This is a genomic window from Gilliamella sp. B2889, from assembly GCF_026536885.1.
Taxonomy (GTDB): Bacteria; Pseudomonadota; Gammaproteobacteria; order Enterobacterales; family Orbaceae; genus Gilliamella; species Gilliamella apicola_E.
The window spans coordinates 232,559-248,451 of sequence record NZ_JAFNNF010000002.1 but is presented as its reverse complement, the minus strand read 5'-3'; the positions used below and the strand labels follow the sequence as shown (position 1 = coordinate 248,451).

Here is a 15,893-nt window from a genome sequence, read left to right as displayed (position 1 = left end):
TTGGATCATTTAATAATTTTTAGATGAGATTTAAAACCTCAAAAACCCCGTTCCTCAACTTTTTTTGATGAAAAAAGGATTTCTAAAAAGTGCCACAGTTTGAGCGCAATTATTTATTTGAGGCAATATTGCAAAGCAGAATTTTGACCCCCAAAAACCCCGCTCCTCAACTTTTTTTGCGATAAAAAACTCAAAAAAACCGCCCCAATTGAGGCGGATGGTTTAAGTTTCGACACCATAAGTTAATAGAAAAATATAAGCTATTTTACTATCTCTTCCTCAAAAAATAAGAATTAAGGGGTGAGATCTGAAACACAAACCCCGTTGTAGAAGGTTGCAGGATCTACCCAATGAATAAGTCCGTGGTCGGCGTGCGCGTAAAAGTAATACTTATAATCACCACCATGGGTGTACATGTCATTAGTCCAATAATACAAATTAAAGTTAGTATTCGCGTAATATAACAGAAAGCCCCACTCGGTAATAAGACCTGCCCCAATGTTACGTTGGTAATGATTACCCGGTGATGGAGGTGTAGCGGTAATCAATTGCTCATTTGATGGATAAACCGCATTGGTTAAATCCCTTACATTAGGAAGGTGATAACCTATATTTGTACACCAAGATAATTGGTTGTCGTGATTTCCGATAACGTTCCCACGATTGACAAACCACTGCTTTAATTCAAATCCATATTTAACGACAGCGTTACCACTACTGTCACGACCGACTATCTCGAATGTCTGGGGTAAAGATGGTTTAGCTACTTTTTCCGGATTACTAGAATTCCATTGTTCTAAGGTTGCAGCAGGGCCAGTTAATGTAACGCGGACACTAGTATTTGTTGAATTGGTCATCGTCGCAGTAATTCCACTATGAGAAACCGGATCCCACGTTAATGCCTGATCATTATTGCTAATATCTAAATCAAAGTACAAACCATTAGCGCCAGTAGTCGGGAAATTTAAACCATAAGATGATGGCGTCGCGGTTTGAGTTAGAAAGCCTTTACCATAATTCCAGACAGTTTCGGGACCTACATAGGGAGGTGCGGTATACGCTAGATTATTCGGTTTAGCAAAACAAATCGCAGGTGATTCTTTAGGCTTAAAATAATAGGTAACACTACCTGCTCCGAACTTAATGCTATTAGGAACGCCATAACGAGTGGTCAATGTCCCTTCAGTATTAGTTAATGTCGCTTTATAAGGCGCTTTACAATACATGGGTACGGTATTTCGTGATACAGTTTGATTGTTTTTATCAACAATAGACAAGCTTATACTGCCAGTAGCAGTGACTTCACTATCTCCATCATCATCGCCCCAATAATTATAAGGTGCAGCGACAATGGTGTTTAAATCAACGGAATTACTATCAACTGGCACCAACATGCTAATATCAGCAAAACTTTCATCAATAGTTGGTAATTCGATAGGATTGGTTGCACTAGAATTATTATTTGATGGCGAGTATTGTTGACCATTAGAAAGATGGATCCTGAGCAAACCTTCGGTATCCGTTACTCTTGTATTACCACCGTCGAACGTAAAATAAGGCACTTCACCGTGAATAAAATTGGTTGTTGTGGATGTTAACGCTGTACTAGTAAATGAAAACGCTAACAATATACTAGGTACTAAAGGTAATAGGATCTGTGGGGATGATATTGATCTATGTGAGGATCGCGCAAAATTTTGCGTAATTTTATAGATCTTGGTGAAAAAATAGACTTTAGTGAAAAATGAAAAATAAGAGCTTAACTTTGACGAATTTAACTTATAGGTTGGCCATGTTGCCTGTTGCCTGTTGCCTGTTGCCTGTTGAAAATTATAGTGCATATTACATAATCCTGTCAACTAAATTTATGATTTATTTACTATTTATGTTTTTACTTAAATTTGGAACGCTTATATAAAACGATGTAAAAGTATAGTGACTGAAAAAATACGATGCAACAATTTTTCACTTTAGATCGTTAATCTTTGTAAAGAAAAACATCTAAAAAAACAAAAATAACCGAGCAGATGCGGTTTAATTAAAAAACAGTTCATTTACAATTCTTTAAGTATCACATTTTTAAGATAAATCGTTTGGTGTTAGAAATTAGACGTTTTAGTAAATTTAAGATTTTCAGACAACATTTTAGGGTTAAAAAACCCCGCTCCTCAACTTTTTTTGAGGAATCGGGGTTTTAAAGATGTAAATAAAGTGATTTTAGGTTAAACCTTTTACAGTCCGTTTCCTTGTCTAAAAAATAACTTTTCCATGCCTTTCACGACATTTTTGGAGAGTTTTTCGGATAGTTTTTGTTTGCGTTGATAGTTAACAGCAATGATTTTATGCGTTTCTAGGTGCGATAAGATAAAATCATCACTGGTGCTAATTTCGTCAACCAGTCCCATTTCTTTGGCTTGAGTAGCAAACCAGTGTTCGCCTGTTGCAACCTGATCTATATCGATATTTGGTCGATATTCTTTTACAAAGTCTTTAAATAATAGATGCGTTTGTTCAAGTTCTTGTTTGAATTTTTGGCGACCTTCGTCCGTGTTTTCACCAAACATAGTTAGGGTTCGTTTGTATTCTCCTGCCGTTTGTAATTCAATATCGACATCATGTTTTTTTAGCAATCGGTTGAAGTTAGGAATTTGGGCAACAACACCAATTGAACCCACAATTGCAAATGGCGCTGCGACAATTTTGCTCGCAGTGCAGGCCATCATATAACCGCCACTGGCTGCAACTTTGTCAACCACAGCCGTAAATGGAATGTTACGTGTTCTAAAGCGTAATAGTTGGGAGGCAGCAAGACCATATCCATGCACTACTCCACCAGGGCTTTCAAGTTTTACGACCACTTGATCTTCAGGTTTGATGACAGCTAGGACTGCGGTGATTTCTTGACGCAGTTCTTCAACTTCATGTGCATCCATACTGCCGTTAAACGATAAGACAAATAATTTAGGCTTTGCATCTGATGATTTAGCATTATCATCTTTCTTTTTAGCCGCTTGTTTAGCTTGTTTCTTTTCAAGTTTTTTTTGTTTTTTGAGATCTTTTGTAAACTGTTTAGCTTCGATTTCATCCATGCTCGACGTTAGCATGTCATCTTTAACTTGTTCATATTCTTCGCTAATATCTTTGACAGATAAACGTCCAGCAATTGTTGATGATTTTCGGCGTTGACTTAAAATAAAAATTAATACCGCTAAAATAGCAATAACCACCGTTGCTGTTTCAGCCAAGAAGAGAGAATACTGCGAAAACCAGTTCATTTAATCATTATCCTTTAGTTGAAAATTTTCGCTATTATAACAAGATAATTAGAGATTGTGCCGAAAATCAATAAAGATTAAATTGTTGCTTTATTCGGCATTTTAAATTCTTTATACTGACAGCCTAATTTATTGTTATACGAGAATGAAAATGCCACTACGCCCAATAACTGAAATCGCTAAACAATGTCAGATCCCTGAACAATACGTGCTTCCTTACGGTAAATATGTTGCCAAAATTGATTTATCAATCCTTAATGCGAAGGAAAATCGCGCTAATGGTAAATTAGTTTTAGTTACCGCTATTACACCAACACCATTAGGTGAGGGTAAAACCGTCAATACCATTGGTCTAAGTGAAGGCCTTAATTATCTAGGTAAATCAGCTATCGCTTGTATTCGTCAACCAAGCTTAGGACCTGTTTTTGGCGTAAAAGGCGGTGCAGCCGGTGGTGGGCAAGCAGAAGTTTTGCCGATGGAGACGCTAAATCTTCATCTTACTGGTGATATTCATGCAATAACGGCAGCACATGATTTAGCATCTGCCGCGTTGGATTCTCGTCTTTATCATGAAGATCGTCTTGGCGATGAGTTTACCGCTCAAACCGGTTTACCTCGTTTAAATATTGATGTTAATCGCATTGTATGGAAACGGGTTATCGATCACAATGATCGCGCTCTGCGTAATATCACTGTCGGTGTTGGTGGCGGTGTGAATGGTGTTGAACGCCGTGACGGATTTGAGATTACAGCAGCGTCTGAGCTAATGGCAATTTTGGCTTTGGCTTCTGATTTACATGATATGCGTGCGCGTATTGGTCGTATTATTTTGGCCTATAATACGCAAGGCGAGCCAATCACAGCTGAACAGCTCGAAGTTGCAGGCGCGATGACAGTACTTCTTAAAAATGCGATTAATCCTAACTTGATGCAAACTGTTGAGAATACGCCTGTACTAATCCATGCTGGACCATTTGCTAATATTGCTCATGGTAATTCATCAGTTATCGCTGATCGCATTGCAATGAATTTAGCCGATTATGTGATAACCGAAGCAGGTTTTGGTTCTGACATGGGTATGGAGAAATTCTTTAATATTAAATACCGTCAAGCTGGTATTAACGCTTCTTGCGTGGTTTTAGTGGCAACGGTTCGTAGCTTAAAATCCAATAGTGGTAAATATAATATCAAACCAGGACAAGCTATCCCTAAAGAGATTTCAGAATCAAATGTGGAGTTACTTGAAATTGGTGCGGCCAATTTAGCTTGGCATATTAAGAATGCCAAGAGCTATGGTTTACAAGTGATTGTTGCGATCAATCGATTCCCACATGATAGTGAAGAAGAGTTGGCGTTTTTACAAAAATATGCCGTTGAACATGGTGCTTTTGCTTGCGAAGTAAGCGAAGTGTTCACTCAAGGTGGTAAAGGTGCTGAAAAACTTGCTAAACATGTTATTGAGGCATGTGATATGCCAAGTGAAATCAAATTACCTTATCCTGACAGTATGCCATTGATGGATAAAATCCAAACTATGGTTAAAAAGTACGGTGCCAATAAAGCGAACTTATCTGAAACTGCACTTAAAAACATTAAAGAGATTGAAGCGTTAAAACTTGATCACTTACCACTTTGTATTGCAAAAACGCCGATGTCGATTAGCGCTGATGCTAATTTAAAGAATGTACCAACTGACTTTGATGTTGATATCAGCCATTTAGCCATTTCAGCCGGTGCTGGTTTTATTCGAGTTTATGCTGGTAATGTGATGACAATGCCAGGGCTTGGCACTAACCCAGCTTATCGACACATTGATATTGACAAAGATGGTAATATTGTTGGTTTAAGTTAATTTAAATTTTATTATGCAATATAAAGCCTTTATTGATGAAGAAAATTGTATTGGTTGTGGCAAATGTATCCGTGTTTGCCCTACTGATGCTATTGTTGGTAGTAAACAGGTGTTACATACGGTATTACCGCAATTTTGCACTGCGTGTAGTAATTGTATTAATACCTGTCCAACTGACTGTATTACCTTAAGTACTCTTGGCGTTAAATTAAGTGAGCAAGAAGAGTTGCTGTTAACTGAGAAGAAACAACAACGCTTAAATCGTAATCAATTGGTTCCGCCGACTATTTTATTTCCTAAGTCGATGCCAGCAAGCAATGCAATGACTCAGAAAGATCGTAAACAATCGATTGCCGATGCTATTGCTCGCGTTAGAGCTAAAAAAAACCTCGCTAATTAGCGAGGTTTTGTAATTTGATTATCAAAATCATAATTCACATTATTCTTTATTACTTCTAAATGCACGCTTACGATCGTTTTCAGTTAGATGACGTTTACGTAGACGAACAGATAATGGTGTTACTTCAACTAATTCATCATCATCAATAAATTCTAACGCTTGTTCTAACGACATTTTTACTGGTGGTGATAAGGTAGTCGCTTCATCAGTACCTGATGCTCGCATGTTAGTTAATTTTTTACCCGTTAAGCAGTTAACGGTTAAATCATTTGAGCGAGTATGGATACCAATAATTTGCCCTTCATAAACTTCAGCACCATGACCAAGGAATAATTTACCACGATCTTGCAAGCTATAAAGCGCATAAGCCAAAGCTTTACCAGTACCGTTTGAAATCATTACCCCATTATTACGTTGGCCGATCTCACCCGGACGTACATCATCGTAATGGCTAAATGTTGAGTAAAGTAAACCAGTACCTGATGTCATGGTCATAAATTCAGTTCTAAATCCAATAAGACCACGGCTAGGAATCACATAATCTAGACGTACACGTCCTTTACCATCAGGTAACATATTGGTCAAATCACCTTTACGTAAACCTAAGGCTTCCATCACTGAACCTTGGTGTTGTTCTTCGATATCTAAAGTAACTTGTTCGAAAGGCTCTTGTTTTTTGCCATCGATTTCTCTGTAGATAACTTTAGGACGAGATACCCCAAGTTCATAACCTTCACGACGCATATTTTCAATAAGAACAGATAAGTGCAATTCACCACGACCAGAAACTTTGAATGCATCTGGATCTGGGGTTTCTTCAACACGAAGAGCCACGTTATGTACAAGTTCTTTATTTAAACGTTCAAGAATTTGACGAGAAGTTACATATTTACCTTCTTTACCTGCAAATGGTGAACTATTTACATTAAAGAACATGGTAACGGTTGGTTCATCAACACTTAGTGCTGGCAGAGCTTCAACACAGCTGTTATCACAAATTGTGTCAGAAATACCAAGTTCACCTAATCCAGTGATAGCAATGATATCTCCTGCTTCTGCAACTTCAGCTTCATAACGTTGTAAGCCTAGGTGACCTAATACTTGTCCGACTTTGCCAGTACGTTTGTTACCTTCGCTATCGACAATAGTAACTTGTTGATTTGGTTTAACGCGACCGCGTTTAATACGACCAATCCCAATAACACCAACATAATTGTTGTAATCAAGTTGAGAAATTTGCATTTGGAATGGACCATCTAAATCAACTTTAGGTGGTTCTACATGTTCAACAATTGCTTCAAATAGTGGTGTCATGTCTTGTGCCATATCTTCATGATCAAGACCTGCAATCCCCATTAAAGCTGATGCATAAACGATTGGGAAATCAAGTTGTTCATCAGTTGCACCAAGGTTAACGAATAAGTCGAATACTTGATCCACAACCCAATCTGGGCGCGCACCCGGACGGTCAACTTTATTAATAACCACAATTGGTTTTAAACCATGAGCGAATGCTTTTTGAGTCACAAAACGTGTTTGTGGCATTGGTCCGTCCATTGCGTCAACAAGCAGTAGTACAGAGTCAACCATTGACATTACACGTTCTACTTCACCACCAAAATCGGCATGGCCTGGAGTATCAACGATATTAATTCGGTAACCATTCCAATCGATAGCCGTATTTTTAGCTAAAATAGTAATACCACGCTCTTTTTCAAGCGCATTTGAGTCCATTATTCTTTCATTGTCATCACCACGCAAATTATCAAGCGTGCCTGATTGTTTTAATAGTTTATCAACCAAGGTTGTTTTACCATGGTCAACGTGAGCAATAATGGCTATATTTCTTAAATTTTCAATCACAATTAAAATCCCAGTTAGGAGACAGATTCTTTAGGCGCAATATTGTACACCTTTTTAGTAAAAAAGTTGATCTATATCACAAAGTTTCTTCAAAACAACTTTAAGACTTGATATTTAACGAAAATAGTGACTTATTTTATCAAGATAACTAAGACTAATTATCAATAAGTTCCACAAATTGCTCGGCAAATTCATCCACTTTTGTCCAATTTGTGTACTCTATTACTTCTTTTGTCACATCTGTATCACCCTTACCTAACCACATAATAAATCGAATCATATTACGATCAAACCAGTTATATTTAGGATAATAAAGCGCACCAGCAAATACAGCTTTGATAGTCGGTTGCCAGGCAATTTTGGCAAGGAATTTTTTAGTATATAGGTTAGTTTCAGGTGTATTTTTATTTGGTTTTCTAGCCACCACATTTACCCCAAAAAAACCAGTTTTTAACGCATTTAATTGCTGATAATTGGCATCAATAAACTTCTTCATGGTTTTACTGTAAAAACCATATCGAATTGAACAACCAATTAATACGGCTTTGTAGTTACCAAGATCAATCTTGGTATCGGGCAATAACTCAATCAAATCACAATCACATTTACCCTCAAGATGTGTTTTTATTCGTTGCATAATTTTAAGGGTTTGCTTTTCGTGAGTGGTGTAAAGCAATAAGACCTTGGTAATGCTATTCATAACAATGCTTCCTTTTATTAAAACACTTGGTAAATTTCAATAATTCTTTTTTTAGGATAAAAATTAACAATTACGGGATGATTTCGTGGAAAACTTTGATTATAGTATTAACCTTATTTAACCAGACCGGAACTGATTATGGCAATTTCACCTCCAAAACGTAGTGCAATTATTTTGGCGGCAGGAAAAGGCACACGGATGTATTCCAACCTACCTAAAGTTTTACATAAAATCGGCGGTAAGCCGATGTTACAACATGTTATTGATACAGTTCAACAACTTAATACTGATCGCATCAATATTGTTTATGGTCATGGCAAAAGCGAGTTAGAAAAATCGTTACAAGATCAACCTGTGCAACTTGTTTATCAAGCAGAGCAGTTGGGTACAGGACATGCTGTTCAACAAGCTATTCCCTTTATTGAAGATGATGAAGATATCTTGATTTTATATGGTGATACACCTCTTATCTCAATTGAAACCTTACAGAATCTAATTGCCAGTAAACCACAAGAAGGCATTGCCTTATTGACAGTGATTTTAGATGATCCTACTGGCTATGGGCGAATCGAACGCAAAGACGGTAAAGTGGTAGCGATCGTTGAACAAAAAGATGCCAATGTTGAACAACAAAAAATCAACGAAATTAATACCGGTATTATGCTGGTTACCGGCAAGTTACTTAAAAAGTGGCTATCTCGTTTAACCAATAATAATGCGCAAAAAGAGTATTATTTGACCGATATTATCGCCTTTGCCCACCAAGATGGTTACGACATTTTAACGTCTCACCCAGTTAAAAAATTCGAAGTTGAAGGCGTCAATAATCGCTTGCAACTTGCAACTTTAGAACGGCATTATCAACAGCATCAAGCTGAGCAACTTTTACTTGCCGGTGTCACGTTGCTTGACCCTGCACGTTTTGATTTACGTGGTAAATTGACTCATGGCAAGGATGTCACTATTGATACAAATGTGATTATTCAAGGTGATGTTACATTGGGAAACAATGTCATTATCGGTTCAGGTTGTATTTTAAAAAACTGCACCATCGCTGATGATAGCGTAATTAGCCCTTTCTCAGTAATTGAAGATTCAATCATTGCCAAACACTGTACTATCGGACCTTTTGCTCGAATAAGACCTGGTAGCCAACTGGATGATCATGCCCATGTTGGTAACTTTGTCGAATTGAAAAAAGCTCATCTTGGTCATGCCACCAAAGCAGGACATTTAAGTTATTTAGGTGATAGCGAAATAGGCTGTAACGTCAACATTGGCGCAGGCACAATTACTTGTAACTATGATGGTGCGAACAAATTTAAAACCGTGATCGAAGATGATGTATTTGTGGGTTCCGATACTCAACTAATTGCACCAGTCAAAATTGGCAAAGGTGCAACCATTGCTGCTGGAACAACGGTAACCAATGATGTCAATGACAATGAGCTTGTGGTTAGCCGGGTAAAACAGAAACAACTTGCAGGTTGGAAAAGACCAACTAAATTGAAAGAGGAATAAACAATGTGTGGTATTGTGGGCGCGATCGCCAAACGTGATGTGGCAGAAATATTATTAGAAGGTTTAAAACGATTAGAATATCGTGGTTATGATTCTGCTGGGCTTGCTATTATCTCTCCAACAGGTGAATTACAGCGAGTAAGACGTGTCGGAAAAGTAAAAGCGCTTAAAGATGCGGTAGATGAGCATCCAATCAAAGGTTCAACTGGAATTGCTCACACTCGTTGGGCGACGCACGGCGAACCGGTAGAACACAATGCACACCCTCATGTATCGGGTTTTATTGCCGTTGTGCACAATGGTATTATTGAAAATTTTGAGCCTTTGCGTGAAACACTCATCGCAAAAGGATATCAATTCCGTTCAGAAACCGATACCGAAGTTATTGCCCACTTAATTCACGATATTATCTCAACCGAAGATTGCTCACTTTTTGAAGCAGTACAAAAAGCAATCCCACAATTACGAGGTGCTTATGGCACCGTTGTAATGGATACGCGTAATCCCGATATTCTCGTCGCGGCACGTTCAGGTAGTCCACTAGTGATTGGTTGTGGCGTTGGTGAAAACTTTATTGCTTCAGATCAACTAGCTTTATTACCGGTTACTCGTCAATTTATCTTCTTAGAAGAGGGTGATATTGCACTAATCACCCACCGCACTGTGAATATTTTTGATAAAAACCATCAAGAAGTTAACCGTCCATGCATCGAATCTGATGCGAAATATGACGCAGGCAGTAAAGTTGGCTTTAATCATTACATGCAAAAAGAGATTTACGAACAACCTAATGCTATAAAAAATACCCTTGAAGGGCGAATGGCTCATGGCAAAGTGGATTTATCTGAACTTGGCGATGATGCGGAAAATATTCTTAAGCAAGTTGAACATGTGCAAATTGTTGCTTGTGGTACCGCCTATAATGCCGGAATGGTTGCTCGTTATTGGTTTGAGGCATTAGCTGGTATTCCTTGTGATGTGGAGATCGCTTCGGAATTTCGCTATCGAAAACCCGCTCGCCGTAAAAACAGTTTATTCATCACCCTATCACAATCAGGTGAAACGGCAGATACGCTTGCAGCATTACGCTTAGCAAAAGAGAATAATTACTTAAGCACTCTTGCCGTTTGTAATGTGGCTGCCTCTACCTTAGTTCGTGAAGCTGATTTGGTGTTACTAACCAAAGCTGGCGTTGAAATTGGCGTTGCTTCAACTAAAGCCTTTACCACGCAATTAACCGTATTATTGCTTTTAGTTGCCAAATTAGGCCGACTTAATGACATGGCTGAAATCACTGAACAAGCGATCGTCCATGCCTTACAAACTTTGCCAAATCGCATTGAGCAAGTGTTAATGGCCGAGCCAGAAATCAAAAAACTTGCTGGACACTTTGTCGATAAACATCACGCCCTATTTTTAGGCCGTGGCGATGAATATCCAATCGCAATGGAAGCGTCATTAAAACTTAAAGAGATCTCCTACATTCATGCAGAAGCGTATGCCGCAGGTGAATTAAAACATGGTCCTTTAGCGCTTATCGATGCAGATATGCCAGTTATTGTTATGGCTCCGACCAATGACCTACTCGAAAAACTTAAAGCTAATATCGAAGAAGTTCGTGCCCGTGGTGGACAACTTTATGTATTTGCAGAGCAAGATGCAGGCTTTGTGAGTGATGACACAATGCATATCATCAACTTACCTCATATTGAAGAACTTACAGCGCCAATCTACTACACGGTACCAACCCAATTGCTTGCTTACCATGTAGCTTTAATCAAAGGTACAGACGTCGATCAGCCTCGTAATTTGGCAAAATCTGTGACTGTGGAGTAAAGTTCGTTGTATTAATGTGAGAAGTTAGTGGATGGTTTTGAAATCATCATTAAGTTCTCGCATTAAATCAATTAGAAAAGATTAAAGTATGGATTAATTTAGCTAATTACCATCTTATTTGTATTAACAAGTTTTGTGCCAATATTAGTTTTACATAATTACCAATACTCTATTTCTCTCGTAAAATTCCCTATATTTTTTTTATTTAAAACACAAGAACCTTTGGTCCAATCTCCATGTTTGTTATGGTCAGTAAAATAACAATCCATATTAATTACATCTTTGGTTTCACTTAAATGCATTGATTGTTTGGTTTGAAGGAGTTGATTAGCATCATCATATATATATTCTATTACTTCATTACCCATTTCATCTGATGAAGAAAGTTTTGGTTCTATAAAGCTTTCACTAGTGATTAATTTGGCTAAATTTTGGTTTGTATAATCAATTTTTTGTATTATAGAAACACCATTAACTTTTTCTTTAGAATCGATTAATCTTTTATTTTCGTCATAATTATAAATAGTGTTAATAGTAAAATAATCATTTTTAGATAGCGACTCTTTTTTAATATCATTATTTTCATTAAAAGTAATCTCATATTTAGAAGTATTTGTAAATTCATAATCAGAACTTAAATTAAAAAAAGAGTTACTATGTAATCTAATTTTTTTATCGTAATCAATGTACCACGAACCTTTAATTTTTTTACCAATAAAAAAAATCAAACCATTCTTTTGAGACTCTATAATTGCATTTTCTCCAGCAACTCTAGTAAATATGATGTTAAAAGGTATCGTAGAGGAAATTTTTTGTCGTTTTATCGTAATGGAATGAGGTGACAATTCAGGAGTAGAGTATATTAAGTAATTATTATATATTTTAGTATTTACATCTGCATATGAACAACAACTGATAACACTAAGTACGGCTAATAAACATTTTCTCATCGTCATAATAGAATCTCTTTATTTACCTTTTCAAGATAATTACGATGATATTAAAAAATCATTTAAAGTACCAGCGATTTAGTTTAGTTCAGTTAATTTAGTTGCCTAAACAAAATTATGTAAAATTTCTACGATTTAATCATTTTCTGACAAAAAATTACCTTACCAAAACTCAAAACCACCAAATAAATTTAGAAAAATTTAGCTTAAAAGCGTTCTATCACTGCATTAATGTGATCTAGATCACAAAACCTAAAAATACCCCACTTTTAACAGTGTGATATATGTCACATTTTTTGATTATTTTGGATGAATCCAGTAACTAAATGCTTCTACAATAACAGCATAATGATTATATCAATCAATAAGGAAAGATTTGTATGAGTACATCAAACATTAAACTTAAAGTCCAAAATTTTGGGCGATTTCTGAGTAATATGGTGATGCCCAATATCGGTGCATTTATTGCTTGGGGCTTTATTACTGCAATTTTTTTATATAATGCTAACGATCCATCTGCTGGAGGATGGTTCCCAAATGAAGGCGTATCAACTGCTTTTATTGGACCAATGATCACTTATCTACTTCCATTATTAATTGGTTATACTGGTGGTAAATTGGTTTACGGTGATCGTGGTGGCGTAGTTGGTGCGGTCACCACAATTGGGGTAATTGTTGGCGTATCGATTCCAATGTTTTTAGGCGCAATGATATCTGGACCTTTAGGTGGATGGTGCATTAAACAGTTCGATAAATTCATTGATGGTAAAATCAAAAGTGGCTTTGAAATGTTAGTTAATAACTTTTCAGCTGGCATTATTGGTATGATTCTTGCGCTTATCGCTTATTTTGGAATCGGTCCGGCTGTTGCTTCGTTAACTAATGTACTTATTGTTGCAGTACAATTCATGGTTGATCATGGTTTATTACCACTTACTTCAATTCTGGTTGAACCAGCAAAAATACTCTTCCTTAACAACGCTATCAATCATGGTGTATTTACTTCACTAGGTGTAACACAAGTAGCAGAAACAGGTAAGTCAATCTTCTTCTTGATTGAAGCGAACCCTGGTCCAGGTTTAGGTTTATTACTTGCTTATATGTTCTTTGGTAAAGGTGCGGCAAAAGGATCAGCAAGTGGTGCTGCAATTATTCACTTCTTTGGTGGTATCCATGAAATTTACTTTCCTTATGTTTTAATGAATCCTCGACTAATCATTGCTGTAATTTTAGGTGGCATGACAGGTGTATTTACTTTAACTTTATTTAATGCAGGTTTAACAGCACCAGCATCACCAGGATCTATTTTTGCGGTAATGAGTATGGCAAAAGGTTCATATTTAGGTGTAACGTTATCTGTGCTTGCAGCAACTACAGTATCATTTATTGTGTCGGCTATTTTATTAAAAACAACAAAAGATAATGGCAAAAGTTTAGACGAAGCCATGTCTGATGTCACTGCAATGAAAAGCGAAGCCAAAGGAGTAAGCGAAAATAGTAAACTTGATCTTGCTAAAGTGAAAAAAATTATCGTTGCTTGTGATGCAGGTATGGGCTCAAGTGCTATGGGTGCGGGTGTTTTACGTAAAAAAGCAGAAGTTGCTCATTTAGATATCAGTGTTACCAATTTAGCAATTAATAACTTGCCAACTGATGCTGATATCATCATCACACATAAAGATTTAACCGCACGAGCAAAACAATATGCACCAAACGCTTATCATATTTCATTAACTAACTTTTTAGATAGTGATTTATATACTCAGTTAGTGAATGATTTAGTCAAAGCAAAAGGCGGTCAACAAGTTGTACAACCAACACCTACCCACCAACCGCTGTTTAAGTTGAATGCAAAAAATGTCTTTTTAGGTTTAACGGCGCAAACTAAGGAAGAAGCCATCCGTTTTGCTGGCCAAAAACTAGTCGAAAATGGTTACGTAAAAACAGCTTATATTGATGCCATGTTAGAGCGTGAACGATTAACATCCACCTATTTAGGCGAATCGATTGCTGTACCTCACGGCACAATTGAATCTAAAGATGATGTGATTAATACAGGTATCGTATTTTGCCAATATCCAGCAGGTGTACAGTTTGGCGAAGAAGAGCAAGATAAAGCAAAAATCGTAATTGGAATTGCTGCTCGTAACAATGAACATCTTGATGTTATCGCCAAGTTAACCAATGCACTTGATGACGAAAAGATTATTGCAAAACTGACTACCACTAATGATATTGAAGAAGTCCTAGCAATATTAAGCTAACTTAACCACTTCCTACAGAAGTAGGAAGTGTCCTAATATACTAAAAGATTCAAAATTAAGGGTTATTATTATGCAAGCATTACATTTTGGCGCCGGCAATATTGGTCGTGGTTTTATTGGTAAATTATTATCTGATGCCGGTGTCCACGTCACTTTTGCAGATGTTAATCAACAAGTTATTGATGAACTTGCTAGCCGTCATCAATATCCAGTCAATGTGGTTGGTGAGCAGTCGGTTACCGAAACGGTGAAGAATGTTGATGCCATCAACAGTACTTCACCTAAAGTCGCTGATTACATCGCGAAAGTTGATCTAGTTACCACTGCGGTCGGTCCTCAAATTTTAGCGCGCATTGCGCAAAGTGTGGCACAAGGCATTATTGCTCGACATGCTCAAGGTAATAACGCTCCACTCAATATTATTGCTTGTGAAAACATGGTACGTGGCACAAGCCAGTTCAAACAGGAAATCGTAAAGTATCTACCAGAAAATCTTCACCAATGGGTTAATGAGCATATTGGTTTTGTTGATTCTGCGGTTGACCGCATTGTGCCACCTGCAACTTCTAAAACAGGTGATATTTTAGAGGTGACGGTTGAAACATTCTCTGAATGGATTGTCGATAAAACTCAATTTATTGGCACAATCCCTCAAATCAAAGGTATGGAGCCCGTTGATAACTTAATGGCCTTTGTGGAGCGTAAACTATTTACCTTAAATACCGGACATGCTATTACAGCCTATCTCGGTTTTTATAACAATATTGCGACCATTCGGGATGCGATTTTAAACGATAAAATTCGTAAAATTGTACGTGGGGCCATGGAAGAAAGTGGACAAGTACTGATCAAACGCTATGATTTTGATCCAGCCAAACATCAAGCCTATATTGAAAAAATCCTAACTCGATTTGAGAATCCTTATCTGCATGATGATACCGCACGAGTAGGACGTCAACCAATACGCAAACTAGGTCCTGGCGATCGTTTGATCAAACCATTACTTGGCACATTTGAATATAAACTTAGCAATCAAAATCTGCTTATCGGTATTGCAGCTGCGCTTAACTATCGTAATGATGACGACGAACAAGCAATCGAACTGGCAAATCAAATTGCTAACAAGGGTTTAAAACAAGCATTTTGCGATATTTCTGGTATTGAAAGTGATAATCCAGTTGTTAGCCAAATCGAACAACTTTATACTGCTATGCAAAATCATCAATTTTAAG

The 15,893-nt window shown here is 37.2% G+C and carries 11 protein-coding genes; 6 read left to right on the top strand and 5 right to left on the bottom strand.

From position 1 onward, the window contains the following. Positions 1 to 293: 293 nt before the first annotated feature. Both J3U09_RS04060 and sohB read right to left on the bottom strand, forming a co-directional pair. A complete protein-coding gene (locus J3U09_RS04060; RefSeq protein ID WP_267357206.1) occupies positions 294 to 1,841 on the bottom strand; it encodes a hypothetical protein in 1,548 nt (515 codons plus the stop codon). A gap of 390 nt (positions 1,842 to 2,231) precedes the next feature. Further along, positions 2,232 to 3,275: a protease SohB gene (gene sohB / locus J3U09_RS04055; RefSeq protein WP_065734628.1), complete on the bottom strand. Its 1,044-nt coding sequence runs from the start codon at positions 3,273 to 3,275 to the stop codon at positions 2,232 to 2,234. Positions 3,276 to 3,426: 151 nt separating this feature from the next. Here sohB and J3U09_RS04050 point away from each other — a divergent pair, with 151 nt between their 5' ends. Both J3U09_RS04050 and J3U09_RS04045 read left to right on the top strand, forming a co-directional pair. Then, positions 3,427 to 5,127 carry a formate--tetrahydrofolate ligase gene (locus J3U09_RS04050; protein WP_267357204.1) on the top strand — a complete coding sequence of 567 codons (1,701 nt, stop codon included), beginning with the start codon at positions 3,427 to 3,429 and terminating at the stop codon, positions 5,125 to 5,127. Between the two features lie 13 nt (positions 5,128 to 5,140). Beyond that, positions 5,141 to 5,527 (top strand): RnfABCDGE type electron transport complex subunit B, encoded by a 387-nt coding sequence (locus J3U09_RS04045; protein ID WP_267342500.1) that lies wholly within the window; start codon positions 5,141 to 5,143, stop codon positions 5,525 to 5,527. A gap of 39 nt (positions 5,528 to 5,566) precedes the next feature. Here the strand turns inward: J3U09_RS04045 and typA are convergent, their stop codons facing one another. Continuing rightward, positions 5,567 to 7,390 carry a ribosome-dependent GTPase TypA gene (typA, locus tag J3U09_RS04040; RefSeq protein ID WP_065563548.1) on the bottom strand — a complete coding sequence of 608 codons (1,824 nt, stop codon included), beginning with the start codon at positions 7,388 to 7,390 and terminating at the stop codon, positions 5,567 to 5,569. 154 nt (positions 7,391 to 7,544) lie between these two features. Next, on the bottom strand, positions 7,545 to 8,081 hold the full coding sequence (gene hemG / locus J3U09_RS04035; protein WP_081299578.1) for a menaquinone-dependent protoporphyrinogen IX dehydrogenase: 537 nt from the start codon (positions 8,079 to 8,081) through the stop codon (positions 7,545 to 7,547). A 153-nt stretch (positions 8,082 to 8,234) separates the two neighbouring features. Between hemG and glmU the strand changes: the two genes are divergently transcribed. Beyond that, entirely contained in the window at positions 8,235 to 9,611 is a 1,377-nt protein-coding gene (gene glmU, locus J3U09_RS04030; RefSeq protein WP_370632598.1) for a bifunctional UDP-N-acetylglucosamine diphosphorylase/glucosamine-1-phosphate N-acetyltransferase GlmU, read from the top strand. A 3-nt stretch (positions 9,612 to 9,614) separates the two neighbouring features. After that, positions 9,615 to 11,447 carry a glutamine--fructose-6-phosphate transaminase (isomerizing) gene (gene glmS / locus J3U09_RS04025; RefSeq protein ID WP_267357201.1) on the top strand — a complete coding sequence of 611 codons (1,833 nt, stop codon included), beginning with the start codon at positions 9,615 to 9,617 and terminating at the stop codon, positions 11,445 to 11,447. A gap of 158 nt (positions 11,448 to 11,605) precedes the next feature. Here glmS and J3U09_RS04020 read toward each other — a convergent pair whose 3' ends face one another. After that, on the bottom strand, positions 11,606 to 12,403 hold the full coding sequence (locus J3U09_RS04020; RefSeq protein ID WP_267357200.1) for a hypothetical protein: 798 nt from the start codon (positions 12,401 to 12,403) through the stop codon (positions 11,606 to 11,608). Positions 12,404 to 12,777: 374 nt separating this feature from the next. Between J3U09_RS04020 and J3U09_RS04015 the strand changes: the two genes are divergently transcribed. Continuing rightward, the gene (locus J3U09_RS04015) at positions 12,778 to 14,661 is read left to right on the top strand and encodes a PTS mannitol transporter subunit IICBA (protein WP_267357199.1); all 1,884 of its coding nucleotides are present in this window, start codon (positions 12,778 to 12,780) and stop codon (positions 14,659 to 14,661) included. A gap of 70 nt (positions 14,662 to 14,731) precedes the next feature. Then, a complete protein-coding gene (locus J3U09_RS04010; RefSeq protein ID WP_065734634.1) occupies positions 14,732 to 15,892 on the top strand; it encodes a mannitol-1-phosphate 5-dehydrogenase in 1,161 nt (386 codons plus the stop codon). Position 15,893: the final 1 nt, after the last annotated feature.